Raw genomic sequence first — 21,896 nt, forward strand, 5'->3', positions numbered from 1 at the left:
CTATATATGTTGGTAAAATGAAAACTTCACTTCACTACCTCAAATTTATTATACTCGTAAAAAGATAATTGAAAACGATATTCTGGATGCTCTCTCACCCAATCATAGACTTCTTCTAAAATATCCATTTTGTTTTGCAAGTCATTAAGTTCACTACATTCGTCCCTTTTCTGTTTGCACAGAGGGCAGAATCCATTCACTATGTCGGCACTTGTGGCCCTAATAGTTTTACTTTTTAAGTCAACTACTAAACGAAGAAGAAGAGAATGCTCAGCTTTTGTAGTCACCGTCATTTCAGCAACCCCATCCTCATTCCAAAAGACACCGTTTAATTCCATCTGTACGGTGACGTCTTTAATATCCAAGTCTATCACTATCACACCTCCCTTGTATAAAACTCATATTTTACTCTTCGATTTTAATCTTTAATACACCACGCTTTAAAGATATATTAAGCTTTTTCCAATTCTTCTTTTTTGCTATGAAAGGAAGTATAATTACTGCTGATAGCGTGGTAAATATTATCCCCAAAACTACAACTGTTACAATGTTAAAGATTGCTTCCATTTAACTCTATCCTCTTTCATTTCTATGGGCTCTAATTTTATGAATGTATTTAAAAATTCTTACCACCCCTTAATTTTCAAAGCAATTATAATGGCCCAATCACAACAAATCAATTCCTATTTAATATGAATACTTTATTCATCCATCAGTATAATGATGTTAAATTTATGTAGCTAGAAATAGAGGAGAATGTCATTTAACCTCTACATTCTCCTCCATCTCAGCCAAATACCTAATCTGCCGTTCCGCTTTTCTCACTGCCGTACGAAAATGTTTTTTCAGGAGTTCTACTGTATTTTCACTTATATAATATCTTTCCGTTATACTTTCCCACGTGTCGCTACTTTCAAATGTACTCCATTCAAAAGGGCGTTCTGTATTTTTCTTTAGTTCTTTGAACACCCATTTCCGCATCTTTTTTTTCGCTTTTTCTGTTAGTTTTCCGTTTTTTACAAGTTCAAGTTCACCATGTCTTTTGTATCGCTTATTAATATCTCTCTCGCTATACACTTTAAGAAGTATATTTGCTGTATTTTCGGCATCTGCTAAAGCACGGTGCTGTTTCCCTTCCCACGTTAAAGCGAGCTGTTCTACCGCAAATTGTAAACTTGGCGTATGTTCAAACAATTCCTCATATGCTTGAAAAACAAATTTTTGCAAATCAATTCTACTTTCTTTTTCTATACTGGGGCATTCAACATCATGTAATGTACAATCATGAGATAGAAAGCGATAATCTTCTTTTCCCCATGAAACAAATATAGAATCTTCGCCGATGAACTGAATAAATTTCTCTATAATTTGAGGGAATTTTTCTACATCAATTAAATCTTTCTTCGTAATACCGGTTAATTTTGTTGTATGACGAGTTAATCTTGCACTTGGTTTTACTAACTCTGAAAATTCTTCAATTATCTTCATTGTACCTATTTCTATTTTTACAGCTCCGATATCAACTATTTCTGACGGATCTTCTGATTTATACGGTCTGAAATTCCTCTCAATATCAAACACAATGAAATGTGTAGCGTTTTTCAATTTATTTACCTCTTTCTAAATTCCTTTTCACACAAACACTTTATTTTCAGTATTTATTTATTCATGTACTTTATACAAAAATACTACGAATAAATAAATGAAAATTCAGTCTTGTTATGATATGTAAGTAGGAGGACATCTATAAAAATGCAAAAAAAAAGAAGGGCGAGCCCTTCTTTTTTCAAAAATTACTTCTTGTTTACGTTAGTAGCTTGAGGTCCACGGTTACCTTGTTCTACTTCGAAAGTAACTTCTTGACCTTCTTCTAAAGTTTTGAAGCCTTCGCCTTGGATAGCTGAGAAATGAACGAATACGTCTTCTCCGCCTTCAACTTCGATGAAACCGAAACCTTTTTCTGAGTTAAACCATTTTACTTTACCGTTTTGCATGAAAAAAATCCTCCTACAATGTACCTATATGTACATATTCATTTTCAACCACCTTACAATAATAAGCCAGATATTAAAAAACTGCAACCCCTGAGGAGATTTAACATTGCTATCCTCCTCGGAAGTTACAGCTCATTTAAATCTCTATATTATTAAAAGTAAAATGGTTTAAACATACTATATCATATCAATATAATAAAAGTAAAGTTTTTTTCTCAAATTATTTTTTGTTCCCACTGCATTGCTTTTAATTCACCTGATCCAGCTACTACATAACCATCTTTTTGATTAACAATGCGCCATCCGTGCCCTTTAACTGAATCACATACTGTAACAATACCTTCGTCAAGAAGTACACGGCACACACTACTAATACCCGCCTTATTTTGCGTTGAAGTTGTATATAAGACATGTTGGTCTACACTTAAGTCTAAATAGCTACTTGCTTTCTGCTCACTTTGACATGTATGCCAATATATTTTTTCACTTGCAATACTTTCATCTATTTTACAATAAGAAATATTCCCGCTAACTCCCTTGCACGATCCACTTGCCGCTACTAAATAAGAATTGTGTAAAGTCAACGCAGAGATCATTTGATTCATCGCAATTTTAATCCTCTTTAATTTACGTGTCTTCAAATCAAAGAGCCAAACACCACCATACTTAGCATGTATTTTCGTACCAATAAATAAGTAATGTTTATATAAAAATAATGATCGAATAGACGGTGCCGCACTGCCATACTCAAGAAACGGATGAATAGTCTCCCATGTCGAACCGAAATTATTAGAAAGATACAGCGTTTTTTCTCCATGAGCAATGACAGTTCCTTGTACATTGCTACATACATTCCAACTCGTTGCTTTTGTTGGAAAACGCTGAATTGTCCAGTTCTCTCCACCATTCATACTACGAATAAAAATCCCTTCGTCACCTACACCATAAACTACATTATCTTCGCTATGTAAATCCCTAATTCGTTTTTGAAAACCATTTAAAATTCGTTTCCATTCTCCGTCTTGTTCAACAAATAAGCCATTATATGTAGTAGCTAACAACAGTTTTCCATCTCTTAACTTTGTAATAGCAGTTGCACTTAACATTGTCTCCACGTTGACACTCCCATTCTTAGAACTTCTCAGCAAATGCAATTGCAAAATTACTGCATTTTTCAACATCCTCTTCATCTTCTGGAGCTAATTCAATTTTCAGCCCTTCTTGTACAAGCTCTGCACCTCGTTCTACAAGGCGTTCTTCAAATATCGTTACCGCTTCACAAAACAGTTCATACGCCGTATCACCTGATCCGAATACCGCTACCTTTTTCCCAGCTAAATCTATATTTTCTAAGTCCTCATGAAAATCTTCCGCTTCAAATGGTAATTCACCATCGCCCCACGTATAAGATCCTAAAATGATTCCATCATAAGCTAATAATTCTTCAGCATCCATGCCTTCCATCTCTTGCAATACTACTTCATGATCAAAAGCATCTAAACTAACTTTAATTAAATCAGCAATACTCTCTGTATTTCCTGACATACTTGCATAAGCTATTAAAATTTTTGCCACTTTGGCATCCCCCTCTAACAATAAATGATTCTCATTATCATTATATTAATAATGAGAATCAATTTCAATTGATTTTTTCTACTTTTATTTACATTTCACATCTGACTATTTATATTTCATTTTAAACATCTACATTCATATTCAACTATTGCCAAATCTATCTTCAAACATTATTGTATTATCATCATTTCACATTACTTATTTCAAATAAAAAATGTGTTTGTATCATGCTCAATCATTAATCAACTGTTCACTTTACAGAAAGAGGAGTCCTTATGATGAGAAAGTATTTTATTAGATTTTTAAAAGCAACCTCCCTTTTAACAATATTCTTACTAATAGGAGCTGCTATTATTTTATTCGGTACTGCATACGGTCATAATTTACGTGTTATCGCCGCCGAGAGTATTTTGACTTCTCAGCATCCTCAATATGCAAAATTCACGTTATTGTCTGATAAAGAATTAAATGATATTTCTCAATCCATCACAAATCCAAAATGGAAAAATAGTGAATTTTTAACTTCTAAACTTTCAAAAAAAGAGTTAGAAAGACGAAAAGATTTACCACTAAATGTTTCTATTGAAACAATAAAGAAAAAATATAATGACCATTTTTTTGAAGGGAAATTAATGACAATTAGTAATCCATTCAACGTAAAACTTGTTACCCAGCAAGGTTCAGAAGGTAAAGACGTCGGAGAAAAAATATACGTAATGGCAAAGCGAAACCATGCAGTTGCCGCTGTCAATGCCAGTGGATTTTGGGATGAAACCGGGCATGGTGGTGGTAAAACTGGAATCGGTATTGTTATTGAAAACGGTAAAGTTATAAACACTCCGAAGGATATTAATACCCCTACCCTCACTAGTGGTATTACAAAATATGGACAAATGGTTTCTGGGGAGTTTTCTGCTAGCCAATTGTTAAATAAAAATGTTGTTTCCGCTGCTGGATTTATGCCTCAGCTAATTGTAAATGGAGAAAAAATGATTACAAATGATGGTGGTTGGGGATATGGCCCTCGAAGTATTATGGCCCAGAAAAAAGATGGCTCGATTATGTTTTTCGTCATTGATGGTAGACAACCTCACAGCATTGGTGCTTCCTTGAGAGATTGTCAAGATATTCTTTATGAAAAAGGTGCTGTCAATGCGATGGCAATGGACGGTGGATCATCAGCAACATTATATGCAATGGGAGATATTTTAAATATCCCTTCCACCTTATCTCATAAATCACGCTATTTACCAAACGCATGGGTAGTTAAAGCGAACCCTAAGCAACAAGTTCATGTAACAATAGACGGTAATTCTGCGAGCTCTCAAAAAATTTCTGAATTAACAAGTACGACCGCTATAGCTATCAATAAATAAAAAAAGCACAGATGACTATACAATCATCTGTGCTTTTTTATTACTTTTTAAAAATACCAAAAGGCTTTCCTACTGGTAAAACAACTTTTCCGAAGTGTGTATTTAACACTGCTGCTGCTGAACCATAGAAAGATAATAATGAAATAAGAAGTTCAGAATATGCTGCTAAATTATGCATTGCGTGCGGCATAACACCTAAAGTACTTAATGAAAGACCAATAAATAAGAAATCAATAAGGACGAAGATCATAAATAATACTTTATGTGTTTCCATTGCACCAATCGTCATAAAGATTGTGAAAATCAAATATCCGATAAAGGCTACACCAAGCTGTTTTGAATCTGCAGCTTGTGCTAATTTTTCGCCAAATACTCCAAGTTGAATTAACCAAGTCATTCCAACACCTAACCAAAATAGGCCGTACGCACCAAATGCTGTCGTACCGAATGTATTGTTATGCTTTGCATCGTGAATGCAAGCAAAGATTTGTGCAAATCCTCCTAAAAAGATTGCCCATGGTAATACAAGTGAAACGCCATCTGTTAAGCCTAACTTTTGAGATGATGCTACAAGTGTTACCATCGCTAATCCAAATAGACCAATTCCAGATGGATCCGCTGTTGTCATTTTCACATGATGTGTAGTAGTTTGATTGCTCATATAAACCTCCTGATTATAAACATACTCGAATACAATACTTAAATCAGAGGCCTATGTCAATGGTTTTTTTTGTATGTTGTCAGACGTTATATTTTATAATGATTAAATATATTTCCGACCACTTCATAAGGTTTTATATTCACTTTTTCCAACTCGTTTATCGGTAGCCATAACGGAATATAACTTCCTCTATCTTCCCGCTGAAATTCCTCAGCTGTTCCACTTCCAAACACTCCGCCTGTAATATAGGCACCATAATAATATTCATTTCCTTTATATTTTACCTTTGCAATAAGGTGCTCCACTTGTATATGTACCCCTAATTCTTCGTATACCTCTCTTTTCGTTGCCTCTTCAGGCGTTTCACCTTCCTCAATCCCTCCGCCAGGAAAAACATAATATGTTTCCTCTTCTCGAATACGTTTTATAAGAGCGATTTTCCCTTCCTGTACAATGATAGCCGCCCCGCGATTTCTTATCATTTTATTTCCTCAATACGAATCGCGACTGTTCCCCACTCTTTTTCTTGTTCTTTCGTATATATTTTGTATGTACTTTCTAACATTTCCTCTAAACTATCATTTTCACAATCCAATAATTTTTTATCAATTTGTTCATACATAGATTTAAAGCTCTCGTATCGCTTTATTTCCGTTACTTTTACCGTCATCATTTCTGTTGTCGTAAGATTCGTAAATACGATTTCATCGCCTTTGTTTATTAGTTGACGTTTTTTATCGTATAGGCGTACTTCATATACTTTTTTTCCTGATTGAATTGACTGAAACGGTTTATTATATAAACCCATTTCGTATCGCATACATCCCACTCCCTTTTGGTCATTTCACCTATTAATACAGTTCACATTACTACATCTTGCATATAATATTCCATACGTATCACTTAATTAAGAAAGGAGGCTGAAGAAGCATGTTATATTTAAATCAAAAACCTGAATATAATAAATATGATATTGGTGATTATACTTATAGTAAAGTAGGGCCAACCATTTTTTCTTGGAACGATGAAACAAAATTAAAAATAGGTAAGTTTTGTTCATTAGCAGAAGAAGTCGTTTTCATACTTGGCGGTGAACATCGTGCAGACTGGATAACAACTTATCCATTTAATGCACTTTTTGATGAAGGAGCACATATTACTGGTCACCCTTCTTCAAAAGGTGATATCGTAGTCGGCAATGATGTATGGATTGGTTATCAATCCTGCATTTTATCTGGTGTTACAATTGGTAACGGGGCCATTATCGGCGCCAGGAGCGTTGTTACAAAAGACGTACCCCCGTATGCAATTGTAGCTGGTAATCCTGCAAAATTTGTTCGATATCGTTTCCCACAAGAAACGATTGACAAACTAGAGAATCTCGCATGGTGGGACTGGGACATTTCTGTTATAAAAGGAGCCATTCCATTACTACTCTCCGACAAAATCGACGAATTTTTCACCTCACCCGAAAATGAATCTATATGATTAAAACAGAAAGAGCATCCAATTATTTTTCAGGATGCTCTTTCTGTTTTTATTTTTTATGTCCATGCAAATGATTACACGGAGAACATTGAAATGGAATTTTATCTAAGCAATTAAAGTTTGTTTCACAAATTTGTTCAATAGTTGGAACAAATGGAATGACAACTATGTTACTTTCTACTATTTGTGTAACAGGTGGCAATACTGTGCCTACTTGATGTTCAAAACGAATACTCGCTTGATTTATATAATTTCCTGAACCATTTGGCGCACTCTGTACTGCTACTTGGAACGAAACTGTCCTTGCTTCACCAGGATTTAAACTTCCGATAAGAAACCCTACTGCCGGGCTTACATTCGGCACTGGCGTATTATCGACCGTTACACTTCCAGGAACAAATCGAACACTACTATCTAACATATCTTGAAAACGAATATTTTGCATTACAGTATCACCCGTATTTGTGATGACTGTCGTAAACGTAATGACATCTCCAATTGTTGCTGCCTGTAAATCTGCAGTTTTTACGACTGTCGTTGAGACATTTTGAGGAATAAACGGGATAACAACTGTATTACTATCACCTTCAACTACTACTGGCGGCTCATTCGGATTTACAGTTGCGAGCCCATTCGCTGTAGCAGTATTTGTAACTAAATTATTTATTTGCCCTCCTGTTATTACAACTTGGAAATTAATAATTGCTGCATCATTTGGCTGAAAATCACCTAACGGAATACCAGTATTCGGATTAGCGAATGGAAGAGGTACATCATTTACCGTTACCGTACCATTTATAAATAGCGTATTCGGATCAATGATATCTGTTAACACAATATTGGTCACAGGAACTGTACTATCATTTATAACAGCGATTCCGTAAGTGACAACATCCCCTATCATCGCTACTTCAAAGTTTGCTCCTTTTGCAACAAATAAGATTGCAGTATTTACCGTTACAATAACTGTATTGCTCGTGTCCATCACTGTAACTGGCGGCTCTCCTGGTACTAAAATATATTCTGCTAACGCTCCAGCAACGTTTACTACTGTTCCACCATCCGGAAAACTTGTAATCGTAGCTTCATATGTTACAAGTGCCGTCTCACCAACTGGTATATCAGGTATCGTAAATCCAATCTGCGGATTTAACCCCGGTTGCGGAACCCCATTTATTGTTACACTATTTGGAACGAAATCAGCTTCCTGAGATAGCACATCGATAAATTGAACATTCATTGCATCAGCAGTACCAGTATTTAATATACGAACAGTATACGTTACCGTTTCTCCTACACCAACAACTGAATGGTCTACTTCTTTTAGCATATCTAAGCTGCCTCTATTTACCGGCGTAACCGTCGTATTACTTGAATTTGTAATTGTAGACGGAGGTTCTCCTGGAATCAATTCGAAATCACCCGTTACTCTTGCTGTATTCATAATGCTACTAGAAGGCGGAACTGCGATTACATTTACTTCAAATGTAATTAATACACTATCCCCTACTGCAAGGTCAGGCAATGCAAAGCCTACAAATGGATCTAAACCTACTTGCGGAATCCCATTTATTTGTACACTTCCAGGAACGAATTCTAAACTAGGTGATGGAACATCGATAAACTGAACATTCGTTGCTGTTACTGTTCCTGTATTTGTAACTTGCACACTATAAGTTAACGTATCTCCTAATCGTGTAGCTTCTTTATTTACAGATTTTATAACGCTGAATCGTCCTCTATTCACTCTAGTTATCGTCGTATTACTCGGCTCTGTTACTACAACCGGTGGCTCTCCTGGCACTAAAGTAAAGCTTCCTGTTATATTTGCAACGTTCGTAATTGTTCCTGATGACGGGATGTTTGTAACTGTCGCTTGAAACGTCACTATAACTGTTTCACCTACCGGTATATCTCCAACTCCAAATCCAGTAATTGGATTTAAGTTTGGTTGCGAGGCTCCATTTATCGTTACACTATTTGGTACAAATGACGCCCCTGCTGAAATGGTATCAACAAACTGAACAGCATTAGCTGTTACTGTTCCTGTATTCGTTATTTGAACCGTATACGTTAATATATCTCCAACGAGAGTAGCAACCCTATTTACTTGTTTAATAACATTAAATTGCCCTCTATTTACAGTTGTAAGTGTTGTATTGCTCGGCTCTGTTACTATAACTGGTGGTTCTCCTGGTACTAATACAAAACTTCCAGTTACATTTGCCGTATTGGCAATTGTTCCGTTTGATGGCGCACTAACAACGGTTACTTGGAAGATGACTTCTACACTTTCACCTGGATTTATATCTGGAAGCGGGAATCCGTTATTCGGATTGAATCCAGTTTGTAACACACCATCTATCGTTACACTGTTCGGCACGAATGCTATAGAGGAAGGTAATACATCACTATATTGAACATTCGTTGCTGGCACTGTTCCTGTATTTTGAACTACTGTTGTATATGTGATTGTATCGCCTACTGCAACAACCGGCTGACTCACTGATTTTAAAACATTCAAACCAGGCTCATTGATTTCCGTTAATGTCGTATTACTTGTCGTCGTTTCCGTAATAGGCGGTTCTGTTTCACTTACAGCAAATGTAGCTGTAACGTCTACAAAATTAACAATCGTTCCACCTTCTGGTATGCTTGTAACCACTTCCTGATATGTGACAAGTACAAAATCATCGACAGGTATATCTGGAACTGTAAAACCAATGAAAGGATCTAATCCTGGTGCTGGTACCCCGTTTATGCTCACACTTCCTGGTACAAATGCTACACCCGCGGAAGTAGTATCGATAAATTGAACATTCGTCGCTGGCACTGTTCCGAAATTAAAAATCAATACATCATACGTTAATATTTCCCCTACCGTCGCTACTTCTTTATCTACTAGTTTCAATGGAAAAATAAACGCTATATTAATTGTCGTAACGACTAAATTTGTTAATATCGTTTCCGTAATCGGTGGTTCCTGCGGATTTGGTTGTGAAGTAAATGTAACATCTGCATCATTTAATATGACTTCATTATCTGGAATTTCTGTAATCGTCACTTGGAATGTGACCTCAATACTTCCACCAGCGATTAATAATGGAGTAACTGTAAATCCTATTTCTGGATTTAAACCAAGTTGCTGCACTCCACCTATCGTTACACTATTGTCAACAAACATCGTTCCTTCTGGTATGACATCTTGGAAGAACACATCTGTAACAGAGATAATTCCTACGTTTGAAATGAGCACAGTATACGTTAATACATCCCCAACGGCCCCAGTTGCAACATCAACTGTTTTTGTTGCAGTTACTTCACCAGGAGGAGGTAACGGTATTGTAACTACCGTTGTATTACTTGAATTCGTTGTTGTTACAGGTGGCTGTAAAGGATTTAATAAGAAAGTGGCTGTAGCAGATGCTGTATTTAATACTGCTCCACGTGTAGACGGTGCAACTACCGTAACTTGGAACGTTACTGTCAATGATGTTCCAGCTGCAATATTAGGAAGCGGGAAACCAACATTTGGGTCAAATCCAGGTTGTGGCGTTCCATTTATCGTTACACTATTTGCTACAAAAGTTGTTTCTAAAGCAATTGGATCAAGGAAAGAGACATTCGTTGCTGTTACTGTACCGTTATTTCGAATGACAACAGAATACGTGTAAGTTTCTCCAAGTGCTGCTTGTTGTACAGATGAAGATTTTTGTATATTTAACTGTGCTGTGTTTACTTGCGTCACTACAAAATTACTATTTGTAACAGTCGTTATTGGAGGGTTTGCTGGATTTATAAGAAAACTTGCAGTAACGTTCGATTGGTTTCTTATATTTCCACCGCTCGGAACACTCGTCACTGTAACTTGAAACGTAATCGTAGCCGTTTGCCCGACCGGAATATTTGGTACCGGGAAACCTAGCATAGGATCCGCGCCTTGCTGTACGACTCCATTTATCGTCACACTATTTGCTACAAACGCAGTACCAGATGGAATTGGATCTTGAAAAACAATATTCGTTGCAGGAACAGTTCCTGTATTTTGAATAAGAATCGTATACGTTAACGTATCTCCTACACCGGCTTGTGGTGTATTTACACTTTTTATTACATTAATTGATCCTACATTCACTCGTGTCACAACGGTATTACTAATTGTTACAATTGTAATTGGTGGCTGCAACGGGCTTACTTGAAAATCGGCAGTTACATTTGCATTATTCGGAAGCGCCCTATTTGGTGGTACACTCGTGATTGTCACTTGGAAAGTAACTGTTACCATCCCTCCTACTGGAATATTAGCAAGTGGAAATCCAGTTGTTGGGTTTAAACCTGGTTGAGGTGTCCCGTTTATTGTTACACTATTCGCTACAAAAGTGGTTCCGACTGGAATCGGATCAAGGAATGATACATTTGTTGCTGCTACTGTTCCACTATTTTGTATACGAACTGTATACGTTAACGTATCTCCTACACCGGCTTCAGTAGCACTTACACTTTTCATTACATTTAACCCTGAAGAATTCACGACCGTCATAACAGTATTACTTGGTACTGTTACAGTAATCGGTGGCTCTGTTGGATTTACAAGGAAATCTCCAGTTACATTCGCATTATTTACGACATTATTTCCTTGGGGAATTTCATCAATTAATACTTCAAACGTAACAATAACACTTGCGCCAGTAGGCAAATCATTTAATGGGAATCCTAGTCCTGGATCTGCCCCCTCTTGTAAAACTCCATTAACCAATACACTATTTTCAATAAATAATGTCCCTTGCGGAATTGAATCTTGGAAAAACACATTTGTAGCTGGTACACTACCTGCATTTATAACTTCGATTGTATATACTAAAACATCCCCTACTGTTGCAACATCCGTATTCACTGCTTTCACAACTTCAAAGTTTCCTGATTGTATTGTCGTATTCACAACATTACTCGGTACATTGATTGTTACTGGTGGTTCATTCGGATTCACTTGAAAGCTTGCTGTTACATTTGCTTGATTTAAAATATCTTCATTTTCTGGATTCTGTACAATTACTACGTCAAATGTGACTACAACCGTTTGAGCCGCAGGAATATTCGGAAGAGAGAATCCTGTATTCGGATTTAGTCCACTTTGCTGTACTCCATTAATTGTTACAGAATTTGCAACAAATGAAACCGCAGAAGAAATAGGGTCTTGGAAAAATACATTTGTTAACGGAACGTTCCCTGTATTTTGGACGGCAATTGTGTACGTTAAAGTATCCCCTACCGCCGCTTGCGTTGTATTTACTTCTTTTATTAAATTTAAACCGCCTGTATTAACTTGTGTCACAACTGTATTCGTTTGTCTATTAATTGTTATCGGTGGCTGATTCGGAATAACGACGAAATTAGCAGATACATTTCCGCGATTTGCAATCGTACCTCCCGATGGTGTAGATGTTACTCGTACTTGAAATGTAACAGTCCTACTTCCGCCAGGAGATATATTAGCTACTGTAAACCCAGTCGCTGGATTTACCCCAGGTTGTGAAACCCCGTCCACAGTCACACTATTTGCGATAAATGTCGTTCCAATTGGGATTGGATCTTGAAAAATAACGTTCGTTGCAAGTACATTTCCTGTATTTTGAATTGTTACCGTGTACGTAAGAACGTCGTTAACCGTTGCAAAAGCTTTATCCACTGTTTTTCTCGTTGTTATATCAGCTATATTAATTGTCGTAACTACAGTATTACTTGTCGCTTGCCCTGAAACTGGTTGTTGACCAGGCACTGGAGTAAAGTTAAATGTTACACTCGCACGGTTTGGAATTGGATTGACAAGAGGGTTCGATGTTACTCGAACTTGAAAGCGCACTACAGTCGTTTGCGATGCATTAATACTCCCAAGATTAATACTACTTGCCGGATTCGCTCCTGGACGTGCTACTCCATTCACTGTAACGCTATTTGGAACAAATGTTGTTCCAGCAGGTATACTATCAACAAAAATAACATTGTTTGCAGTAACGTTCCCATTATTTGTGACATTAACTGTGTACGTTAATACATCATTAAGCGTTGCCGTCTGTAAATCTACAGATTTTTGCATACTTATAGTTGCTTGATTCACTGTCGTTTGCACTGTGTTTGAAGAAGAAGTACTTGTAATAGGAGGACTACCAACGAAAGGACGGAATTGATATGACACCATTGCACGATTTAAAATAGGATTGGGATTCGGGAATGATGTTATTCGAACTTGAAATGTAACAATTCTTTGCGTGTTATTTGGGATTATACCTAAATTAATTCCATTAGCAGGGTTTGCATTCGGTTGTGTTACTCCACCTACTGTTACACTACCTGCTATAAACGTCGTTCCGTTCGGAATACTATCACGTAATACAACGTTTTCTGCACTTCCTGTCCCTGTATTTGGGACCGTAATCGTATAAGTGAGAGTATCCCCTACCCCTGCGACTGTTCTATTAACCGATTTAACAGGATTAATAATTGGACCTGTTGCATCAATTTGAACACCAAAACCAGCTGCAGCGTATCCATCTCCATTTGTAACAAATCGAACTGTTGCTGACGTTTGATTATTTACTAATGATGCAGAGGCATTTACATTCGTAATATCCCATCCTTGTCTTCGGACAGCTAAAGCTATCCCTAACGGCTGATTCAAATCTCCAAATGTCCCGGTTGTATCTAACTCTCCAATGTCATTACAAATTTGAGACTGGAAGAAATTATTCGCAGGGTTTCTCGGTCCGAATAATGCCACTGTAGCATTTGCATTCGGTCCAAAGCGAAGTTGATCTCCAACAATGTTAGAATCGCCTTCTTGAGCAGTTACGAGCACTCTTCCTGTAACAGCTCCTGTTGCCGGCGTAGCAAATCCTGAAATAGTAGCATCAACTGGTGGTGATGAAGCATCAATAATTTCTTGGCCTGCATATACTGACAAATTTCGAAGTGGTAAACTTGCATTTTGATACACAACCTCAAGCGTCCATCCAGCTGAACGACTGATTGTCGGGTCAGCTGAAGTTCTTGCAGCTGGCACGGCACCTGTTGTATATGTGCCTGCTCCACCTGCACTAACAAGATTCGTTACATTGGCAGAGCGAGCATAATAAAACTGGTTTCCTACTGAACCTTGCTGCGCGGTAGCAGGATCTGGCGTAACAGAAAACGTCCCTGCTGGCGTTGTAAATGTAATGTTATCATTTAAAAATGGTAAAACATCTTCCGTATCAGTCCGGAAAGTACCAGCCCAAACTAATTCTGCATATAACACACTGCTTCCCGCTGGAAGATTTAAAATTGCACTTGAAGAATTCAATTGCCATTCATCTGTTGTCCCTGCTGGGAATCCTGGTACTTGCAACGCTGTATTTACTGTCGTAAACACAGCAAGTGTACCAAAAATATTACCTGGTGCAGGTGATGTAGGGCTAAGCCCCAGCGTATTCCCAGTGAACGTGACGGCACCAGGTACTGTTGTCGTAAAACGATTTATAAAAGGCACACAATCATCTCATTTCATTTATAGTAAAAAGTGCTCTATACTATAAAATGTAGACAACCTATGGGATGTACGTTGTCCAACAAAATTCCGCACATATGAGAGGAGTTTATAAAACTATGCGCTACATTATTATAACAGGAACTTCACAAGGTTTAGGTGAGGCAATCGCTGCGCAATTGTTAGAAGAAAGTACAACTGTCATCTCTATTTCTAGAAGAGAAAATAAAGAGCTTACTAAACTTGCAGAACAATATAACAGCAATTGCATTTTTCATTCCCTCGATCTTCAAGATGTACATAACTTAGAAACTAACTTTAAAGAAATTATTTCATCTATTAAAAAAGACAATGTATCCTCTATTCATTTAATTAATAATGCAGGTACAGTTGCACCTATGAAGCCGATTGAAAAAGCTGAAAGCGAACAATTCATTACGAACGTTCACATTAATTTACTTGCACCTATGATTCTTATATCTACATTTATGAAACATACGAAAGACTGGAAAGTAGATAAACGCGTTATTAACATTTCATCTGGTGCAGGAAAAAATCCTTACTTTGGCTGGGGCGCTTATTGTACAACGAAAGCTGGTGTAAATATGTTTACACAGTGCGTAGCAACTGAAGAAGTAGAAAAAGAATATCCAGTAAAAATCGTCGCTTTTGCACCTGGTGTTGTTGATACAAATATGCAATCACAAATTCGTGAAACAAATAAAGAAGACTTCATAAATTTGGATCGCTTCATTGCATTAAAAGAAGAAGGAAAACTATTATCACCTGAATATGTTGCGAAAGCAATTCGTAACTTACTAGAAACTGAGAATTTTCCGCAAGGTGAAGTAATTCGAATTGATGAATAACAAAAAGGCACGCTTTAATAGCGTGCCTTTTCATTTTATTTCTCTAAAAACATAAGTACAGACTCCATCAACTTCTCATAACCAATCTCTTGATAAATTTTATTTGATGTTGGATTTGCCAAGTCAGTATATAATGTCGTTGTTTTGTAACCTTCGCCTAACATACGTTGACTAAGTGCAGCGACACAACTAGATGCGTACCCTTTTGTCCGTTCTTCTTTCGGCGTATATACGAAATTAACTGTTATATTATTTGTAGTTGGTCTCGTTTTTGCAGCTACAGAAACAAGTTTCCCGTCTACTTCTAGACCAAAAAGACGACGATTAGTAATTAATGTATGAGCGGTTTGTTTCGCTTCTTCTTTCGTAGTAGGAAGCTTCACATCTTCGCAAAATTGATATATCCACTGTTCTATTAATGGTAGCTCCTCACTACTTACTTCTCGAAAGATTCCATCTCCGTTCCACTTTTTCTTTACTTGTTTTAATTCATATACACCTTGCTCCATTGCAACAGTAGTTTTTTTCTGCTCTAACGTCGCAATCTCTTCCGCTAATTTCTGTACAATTTTCTTATTACCGATCAATCCAGGAATATCTGGATATACTTTCGTTAACTCTTTTGCAAGTTCCTCAATAGCTACTCCCGAAATTTCAGAAGTTGCAACAATGATTTGTTTCTTCTCTTCTGTTTGCAGAAATACAACCGCAATGTCTTCTCCTTGTTTCGCTATCCCCATAAATATCGGTTCTTGAACCATTTGTAATACACCTAATATGAGATTATTTTCCTGCTCATTCTTTTCTAGAAATGGTGTAACATCTTCTTTAAAATGAAAAATCTCTTCATATACATGTAATTGAATCATCGACAATCTCTTCTCTCTATTTATATTTTAATTAAGTATTGGCGATTAATTCATTAAATCCCTCTTTTACGATTCAATAATATTCAAAGCTAATGTATTCAAGGCATTTTCAGCTTGTAAAATTCTCTGTTTTTCCTTTTCAAATACATCTTCTTCTTTTCGAAAGGACTCTTTTCGATTTTTAATCATACGCTTCATTTCTTTTTTACTCGGTCCACCGTATACATTTCTTTTTTGAATAAAAGCTTCTGGCGATATAATTTCTTTCCACTCTTTTTCTAATAAATTTATTTTAAAATGTTCTTGCAAATACATATTTACATCTTTGAAGTGTAATTCATGTAGTTCTTTTTTCTGCTCCAATGACATATTTGCAATAGCACTTGCTGCATGATGAGCATGCCGAAATGGAATTTCATAATTTTTCGTTAAAACATCAGCGAAATCCGTTATCGTTATTGCATGTTTATAGGAACGACTTTTTAACGTTTCTTCTTCTACTTTCATCGTTAGGATCACTGCATTCATCATACAAAAAAAACGAATCGCCTTTTCAATCCCTTTATATAAATATGGCTGCAAGTCATCTTCCGTATCGACAATATCACCAAATGGTGTATTATGAATCATTTGAAATACTGTAAATGCTTCTCCTAAAGCACTACTCGTAATTGCACGAGCGTGTTCAATTGAAACCGGATTTCGTTTTTGCGGCATAATACTACTAATTTGTACATATGGCTTTGCAACAGTAATACCGTCATATTCTTTCGTTGCTAACAACAAAAAGTCATGAATCCATCTACTCGTATTCGTCATCATTACCATAAGTAGCGAGCTAACTTCTAATAAATAATCCGCTCCGGCAACAGCATCATATGAGTTCTCAATTACATTTGTAAATCCAAGTAGATGAGCAACTCGTTCTCGTTTAATCGGGAAACTTGTTGTAGAGAGTGCAGCCGCCCCCATTGGAGACTGATTTAAAAGCTGGTACGTTTTTTTCATTCGTTCTAAATCTCTTTGCATCGTATCATAAATTGCTAAAGTATAATGACCAAATGTTGTTGGCTGTGCCGGTTGTGTATGTGTATAAGCTGGCATGATCGTTTCCTTATGATCATCAGCAAGTTGCAGTACACTTTCTTGCAATAGCAAATAATGTTCCATTAATCGTAATATATACCGCCTTAAGCTCATGCGATACATCGTTACACCCATATCATTTCTACTTCTACCAATATGCATATTACTTACAAAATCGCATTTCGCTTCTTGAGAAATTAAATGTTCGATTAAAAAAAAGAGGTCTTCATGCTGCTCTGTATATACCAATTTATCTTTTGGTATTCGCTCTACTTTTCTAAGTGCGTTTAATATAACTTTAGCTTCTTCTATTTTCATTAAACTTTCTTCAGTCAGCATCGTAATATGTGCTTTATGCACTTGAAACATATCTTTCAATAAGTAATTTCGTTGAAAATCAAATACATGTTGTAATACACAATCCACATATGTTTTTCCAGGGAAATCAGCGCCTTCACTCTTTATAAACTCTTCCTTACTCTGTTTCATCACCTTTTCCCCTCTCACCTAAGTATTACTACCCATCATACCCATTGATAGAAAAAAAGTGCTTGTACATAAAGTGAAACTTTAATCAGTGGGGTTTTCTTCATCCCCCACTGATTATTAGTTGAACCAATCGGGCTTTTAAGGGCAGTTGATCCCCCACCTAACTTCTTTGCTTTCGCTGAATTTTGAGGTGGGGGTCTTACTGCCCATTAAAGCAGGATAAAAATAAACTCGGTGCTCTCTGCACCGAGTTTATTTAATAAAAGTCGCATCATACTTATCACTTTGCAACACTTGGAAATGTAAGTTTGCTAAATGTTTCCGTATTTCTGCACTATCGTCTTCATTTAAATTGTTCGCCAAAAACACAATTTCTGTACAGTTTCCACGTTTATCCATAGCGTAAACCGCTTTTGTAACCGTCCATGGTGTGTAACCATTCTTTTGTCCAGCATGTCTAAATGTTTTACGGTATTTCTTGGCACTCATGTCTGTTTCAACGATATTTGCCCACACTTTTTCTTCAGCTTCTGTCAAACCACCTTTATGGTTTGCCTTTTGAAGTAATACCATATAATCATTTGCCGAAGCTGCTGGTAATCTATCTGACCAAATTTTGTCGTAACGTTCCTCTAAATAAAGCGGAATTTCCTTCTGTAATAATGGTCCCTTCTTCTTTAAGCGTTCATGAATAATCATCGCATATTCACGATATTGCTCTTGAGACATTTCTTTTAACTTTTTCTCTATTTTATATTTTGGAACATGTAATTCTTTATGCAAATATCCCGGGATATACAAAGATGAAACGATTGGAAATAGTGGTTGATGTGCAGGAAGTGATAAACTTTGTAAGTTTCGATTAATGTTATCTAATCCTAACAATTCCATTAAGTATTCAGCATTTGCATTCGAACTAAACTTAACCATTCCTTTTGCCACTTCTTCTAAAGAAACCGCTCCTTCAGTTATCTTGCCCGTCTTCTCCAAATACTTTTGCCATCTATCTTGTGCACCACCATCTGTATTTGGCACATAATAGCGATTCACATCATTAATCGACACGAAACTAGACGAATCAATTTTCCCTTCAGTAACTTGTTTCGTATATTCAAGCGCCACAATTAATTTCATCGTACTAGCAACTGGCAATACAACATTTGGGTTTACAGAATAAACAACTTTATCATTTCTCTTTACTAGAAGCGCACTATTTTTTTCATCTTTATGTTCTTCAATAAAAGATGCAATATACTGTGCATCATCATTATTTGAACTCCACACTTTTTTCACTAAAAAGTTACCCGATATTAGCAAAACAAAAATACCCACAATTACTGCGCATACTATAGTTTTTTTCAAGTAAAATTCCTCTCCTATTGTGTAACTCTTCTCTATTTATCATTTAAAAACAAAATAATGGAGATGGTCATTTAAATAACCATCTCCATTATTTTAACTTGTATGCTCCTATTATGTCTACGTCATAAATTTCACAAAATCCTCAAGAAACTTTTTATAATGCAACGACCAACCAATTCGCACCCAATTTTTTAATGCTTTTGCATCAGGTTGAGGCCGAAAATCAGCAATACTCTCTCCTTTTGCAATTCCAGCTGTATCTACATCGACACGACGATATACATAGTCTAAAAGGGATGGATTTGCCGCAACCATCATTGTAACGACGTCATGTACTGGACTTCCTTTTATTTTCGGATTTAACTTTCTATAAGCTTTATAATAATACGTAAATATCGGCTCGATTAACTTATTAAAACTCGTTTTAGAGTGTTTCGTAATATATTTTACCATTTCCGGCGTAATAATTGCTTCCGATGTAACGTTAAGTGGCACTAATGTCACATTTTTGGCATTTTGCATGACTAATTGTGACGCAATGGGATCACCATGAAAATTCGCCTCTGCGACTGGTGTTACATTGCCAGGCATCAAGAAAGCACCGCCCATTATATAATATTCTTTCACATACTTCATCATCGGCTTTTCTAAAATAAATGCTGTCGCTAGTGTTGTTGATCTACCAGCATCGACTATTATTAATTCTCCTTTATATTTTTCAAGAAGATCAAAAAATGCACAAAAAGGTTTTATATTTGGCGAAAAAGTTTTTGGAGGTTTAATTGGTCCTAAACCGTCTGCCCCATGAATTTCTGGATAATACGTTGTAACATCTCCGGATAAAGGAATTTTCGCACCATTAATAACAGGTATATCTTCCCGTCCTGCCATTTGCAATAAATATGCGGCATTACTTGTCGCCTTTTCTTGTGTTACATTTCCATATCCCGTTACTACCCCAACAATATCAATATCAGGATGCAACAATCCATACATAATCGCTAAAGAGTCATCAATTCCTGGGTCTCCTAAAAATAACACTTTTTTCATCGACCTCAACTCCATCTCCTCAGTTGTTATTAACTTATGAATAAACGTGGATATACAGAATAAAAAAGAACAAATTCATACGAAAAAACGCAGTCTTATAAGGACTACGTTCTTCAGCTAACCTATACTGTTTTTTTTACAGCACTCATACTTCCAATAACATAAGCGATAAACGCAAAACAAATTGGGAAGACAACTGTATGTATACCGAACGGATTTGGATAGAAAAGATGAATACACATATATGAACCTACTCCAACGAAAATGGAAGCAAGCGCTCCTGTAGCATTTCCTTTTCTCCAATATAACCCTAATACGATTGGCCAAATGAATGCTGCTTCTAATCCACCGAAAGAAAATAAATTTAGCCATATTAAAAAATCTGGTGGTTTAATCGCCGCTGCATAAACGAGTAGCCCTACAATACCAGTAATCCACAAACTTCCTTTTTTTATCGTACTGTCTGCTGCATCTTTATTTATGTAATTTACGTATATATCTTTAATAATTGACGAGCTTACAAGTAATAATAAAGAGTTTACTGTAGACATAATCGCCGCCATTGGTGCAGCTAAGAAAACTCCAGCTAACCAAGGTGGCAACACTTCCATCGCGAGTAGCGGCATTACTTTATCTGGTACCGTTATACCTGGAAGTACTACTCTTGCAAATACACCTGTTAAATGCATACCGATCATAATTGTACCAACGACAACTGTTCCAATTATTAAAGCTTGGTGCATAGCTTTTGAATTTTTATAAGACATGGCACGCACGCTAATTTGCGGTAAACCTACAACACCAATTCCAATTAAAATCCAAAATGATGTAACATATGATTTCGTTAAACTGCCATCTGCGCCGAATGGTGTAATTAAATTCGGATTAATTTGAACAAGTTCCTGCATAATCTTTTCAATTCCACCACCAGCAATGACAGTAGCAATTAAAATGATTGTCGTTCCAACTAACATAATGATTCCTAATAATGTATCTGATAGCGCGACTGCACGAAAACCACCAATTAATACGTACACAAGTACAGAAAAAGTAAATAAAAATAGTGCTGTTGTATACGATAGACCCGTTAGTGACTCGATTAATCGTCCGCCGCCGACCCACTGGGCTACTGTCGCCGAAAATAAAAAGATAATAATACATAACGCAGAGAGTATAACAACTGCTTTATTATTGTATCTCCCTTTTAAATAATCGATAAGAGTAATTGCTTCCATCTTCCTAGCGATAATTGCAAACTTTTTACCGATAACCGTTAAAACGATATACCCTGTTACAACTTGAATCGCAGATAACAGTACCCATCCAAGCCCCATATTGTAAGCAATACCGGGACCACCAATAAAGCTACTTGCACTACCGTACGTAGCAATCATTGTCATCGCTAATAATAAACCGCCTAGCTCACGCCCACCAAGAAAATATTCTTGTAAAAATTTATTATGAGCAGTTGCTTGCACGCGTCTTGAAGCATATACACCAATTAAAAATACAACGATAAACGAAATTATCATTGGAATGATTACATACCAATTCATCT

General features: G+C 36.5%; 18 protein-coding genes. 3 read left to right on the plus strand and 15 right to left on the minus strand.

What is annotated here, in order from left to right; translation table 11 throughout:
• Positions 1 to 26 precede the first annotated feature (26 nt).
• The 6 genes from AC241_RS17370 to AC241_RS17395 form a co-directional block, all read right to left on the minus strand.
• Complete coding sequence (locus tag AC241_RS17370) at positions 27 to 374, minus strand: hypothetical protein (RefSeq protein ID WP_050844395.1); 348 nt, start codon at positions 372 to 374, stop codon at positions 27 to 29.
• A 31-nt stretch (positions 375 to 405) separates the two neighbouring features.
• Complete coding sequence (locus tag AC241_RS34845; RefSeq protein WP_000387294.1) at positions 406 to 567, minus strand: hypothetical protein; 162 nt, start codon at positions 565 to 567, stop codon at positions 406 to 408.
• A 192-nt stretch (positions 568 to 759) separates the two neighbouring features.
• Positions 760 to 1,605, minus strand: coding sequence for an exonuclease (locus AC241_RS17380; protein ID WP_050844396.1), 846 nt, complete (start codon positions 1,603 to 1,605; stop codon positions 760 to 762).
• Between the two features lie 188 nt (positions 1,606 to 1,793).
• Positions 1,794 to 1,994: a cold shock-like protein CspB gene (gene cspB / locus AC241_RS17385; RefSeq protein WP_001179150.1), complete on the minus strand. Its 201-nt coding sequence runs from the start codon at positions 1,992 to 1,994 to the stop codon at positions 1,794 to 1,796.
• Between the two features lie 215 nt (positions 1,995 to 2,209).
• On the minus strand, positions 2,210 to 3,109 hold the full coding sequence (locus AC241_RS17390) for a WD40/YVTN/BNR-like repeat-containing protein (RefSeq protein WP_048564501.1): 900 nt from the start codon (positions 3,107 to 3,109) through the stop codon (positions 2,210 to 2,212).
• Positions 3,110 to 3,125: 16 nt separating this feature from the next.
• Complete coding sequence (locus AC241_RS17395; protein ID WP_001062758.1) at positions 3,126 to 3,569, minus strand: flavodoxin; 444 nt, start codon at positions 3,567 to 3,569, stop codon at positions 3,126 to 3,128.
• Positions 3,570 to 3,847: 278 nt separating this feature from the next.
• Between AC241_RS17395 and AC241_RS17400 the strand changes: the two genes are divergently transcribed.
• The gene (locus AC241_RS17400) at positions 3,848 to 4,945 is read left to right on the plus strand and encodes a phosphodiester glycosidase family protein (protein ID WP_050844397.1); all 1,098 of its coding nucleotides are present in this window, start codon (positions 3,848 to 3,850) and stop codon (positions 4,943 to 4,945) included.
• A 40-nt stretch (positions 4,946 to 4,985) separates the two neighbouring features.
• Here the strand turns inward: AC241_RS17400 and AC241_RS17405 are convergent, their stop codons facing one another.
• From AC241_RS17405 to AC241_RS17415, 3 genes are all read right to left on the minus strand, one after another.
• Positions 4,986 to 5,606, minus strand: coding sequence for an acetate uptake transporter (locus AC241_RS17405; RefSeq protein WP_000070938.1), 621 nt, complete (start codon positions 5,604 to 5,606; stop codon positions 4,986 to 4,988).
• Positions 5,607 to 5,692: 86 nt separating this feature from the next.
• On the minus strand, positions 5,693 to 6,088 hold the full coding sequence (locus AC241_RS17410) for an NUDIX hydrolase (RefSeq protein WP_043937947.1): 396 nt from the start codon (positions 6,086 to 6,088) through the stop codon (positions 5,693 to 5,695).
• The gene (locus AC241_RS17415) at positions 6,085 to 6,426 is read right to left on the minus strand and encodes an ASCH domain-containing protein (RefSeq protein WP_001268365.1); all 342 of its coding nucleotides are present in this window, start codon (positions 6,424 to 6,426) and stop codon (positions 6,085 to 6,087) included. The genes AC241_RS17410 and AC241_RS17415 overlap by 4 nt, the downstream gene beginning before the upstream one ends.
• Positions 6,427 to 6,536: 110 nt before the next feature.
• On the opposite strand from AC241_RS17415, the gene AC241_RS17420 reads away from it, so the two are divergent.
• Complete coding sequence (locus tag AC241_RS17420) at positions 6,537 to 7,094, plus strand: CatB-related O-acetyltransferase (protein ID WP_000966308.1); 558 nt, start codon at positions 6,537 to 6,539, stop codon at positions 7,092 to 7,094.
• Positions 7,095 to 7,143: 49 nt separating this feature from the next.
• On the opposite strand, the gene AC241_RS17425 is transcribed toward AC241_RS17420, so the two are convergent.
• On the minus strand, positions 7,144 to 14,616 hold the full coding sequence (locus AC241_RS17425) for a DUF11 domain-containing protein (protein WP_050844398.1): 7,473 nt from the start codon (positions 14,614 to 14,616) through the stop codon (positions 7,144 to 7,146).
• A 116-nt stretch (positions 14,617 to 14,732) separates the two neighbouring features.
• Between AC241_RS17425 and AC241_RS17430 the strand changes: the two genes are divergently transcribed.
• Positions 14,733 to 15,482 (plus strand): (S)-benzoin forming benzil reductase, encoded by a 750-nt coding sequence (locus AC241_RS17430; protein WP_016080716.1) that lies wholly within the window; start codon positions 14,733 to 14,735, stop codon positions 15,480 to 15,482.
• A 35-nt stretch (positions 15,483 to 15,517) separates the two neighbouring features.
• Here the strand turns inward: AC241_RS17430 and AC241_RS17435 are convergent, their stop codons facing one another.
• From AC241_RS17435 to panF, 5 genes are all read right to left on the minus strand, one after another.
• Entirely contained in the window at positions 15,518 to 16,351 is an 834-nt protein-coding gene (locus tag AC241_RS17435; RefSeq protein ID WP_050844399.1) for a GNAT family N-acetyltransferase, read from the minus strand.
• A 66-nt stretch (positions 16,352 to 16,417) separates the two neighbouring features.
• A complete protein-coding gene (gene argH / locus AC241_RS17440; protein ID WP_050844400.1) occupies positions 16,418 to 17,926 on the minus strand; it encodes an argininosuccinate lyase in 1,509 nt (502 codons plus the stop codon).
• Between the two features lie 252 nt (positions 17,927 to 18,178).
• Positions 18,179 to 19,288, minus strand: coding sequence for a serine hydrolase (locus AC241_RS17445; protein WP_000751366.1), 1,110 nt, complete (start codon positions 19,286 to 19,288; stop codon positions 18,179 to 18,181).
• A 117-nt stretch (positions 19,289 to 19,405) separates the two neighbouring features.
• A complete protein-coding gene (locus tag AC241_RS17450) occupies positions 19,406 to 20,338 on the minus strand; it encodes a nucleoside hydrolase (RefSeq protein WP_000756465.1) in 933 nt (310 codons plus the stop codon).
• A gap of 122 nt (positions 20,339 to 20,460) precedes the next feature.
• Entirely contained in the window at positions 20,461 to 21,894 is a 1,434-nt protein-coding gene (panF, locus tag AC241_RS17455; protein WP_001104824.1) for a sodium/pantothenate symporter, read from the minus strand.
• Positions 21,895 to 21,896 lie beyond the last annotated feature (2 nt).

The sequence above is a fragment of the Bacillus thuringiensis genome (assembly GCF_001182785.1).
GTDB classification, from domain to species: domain Bacteria; phylum Bacillota; class Bacilli; order Bacillales; family Bacillaceae_G; genus Bacillus_A; species Bacillus_A thuringiensis_S.

Excerpts from the sequence above, each read along its gene's own strand:
- AC241_RS17435 (WP_050844399.1), bottom strand. The coding sequence starts at position 16,351 with ATGATTCAATTACATGTATATGAAGAGATTTTTCATTTTAAAGAAGAT.
- AC241_RS17415 (WP_001268365.1), bottom strand. The coding sequence starts at position 6,426 with ATGCGATACGAAATGGGTTTATATAATAAACCGTTTCAGTCAATTCAA.
- AC241_RS17430 (WP_016080716.1), top strand. The coding sequence starts at position 14,733 with ATGCGCTACATTATTATAACAGGAACTTCACAAGGTTTAGGTGAGGCA.
- panF (WP_001104824.1), bottom strand. The coding sequence starts at position 21,894 with ATGAATTGGTATGTAATCATTCCAATGATAATTTCGTTTATCGTTGTA.
- AC241_RS17400 (WP_050844397.1), top strand. The coding sequence starts at position 3,848 with ATGAGAAAGTATTTTATTAGATTTTTAAAAGCAACCTCCCTTTTAACA.
- AC241_RS17405 (WP_000070938.1), bottom strand. The coding sequence starts at position 5,606 with ATGAGCAATCAAACTACTACACATCATGTGAAAATGACAACAGCGGAT.
- argH (WP_050844400.1), bottom strand. The coding sequence starts at position 17,926 with ATGAAACAGAGTAAGGAAGAGTTTATAAAGAGTGAAGGCGCTGATTTC.
- AC241_RS17410 (WP_043937947.1), bottom strand. The coding sequence starts at position 6,088 with ATGATAAGAAATCGCGGGGCGGCTATCATTGTACAGGAAGGGAAAATC.
- AC241_RS17450 (WP_000756465.1), bottom strand. The coding sequence starts at position 20,338 with ATGAAAAAAGTGTTATTTTTAGGAGACCCAGGAATTGATGACTCTTTA.
- AC241_RS34845 (WP_000387294.1), bottom strand. The coding sequence starts at position 567 with ATGGAAGCAATCTTTAACATTGTAACAGTTGTAGTTTTGGGGATAATA.
- AC241_RS17420 (WP_000966308.1), top strand. The coding sequence starts at position 6,537 with ATGTTATATTTAAATCAAAAACCTGAATATAATAAATATGATATTGGT.
- cspB (WP_001179150.1), bottom strand. The coding sequence starts at position 1,994 with ATGCAAAACGGTAAAGTAAAATGGTTTAACTCAGAAAAAGGTTTCGGT.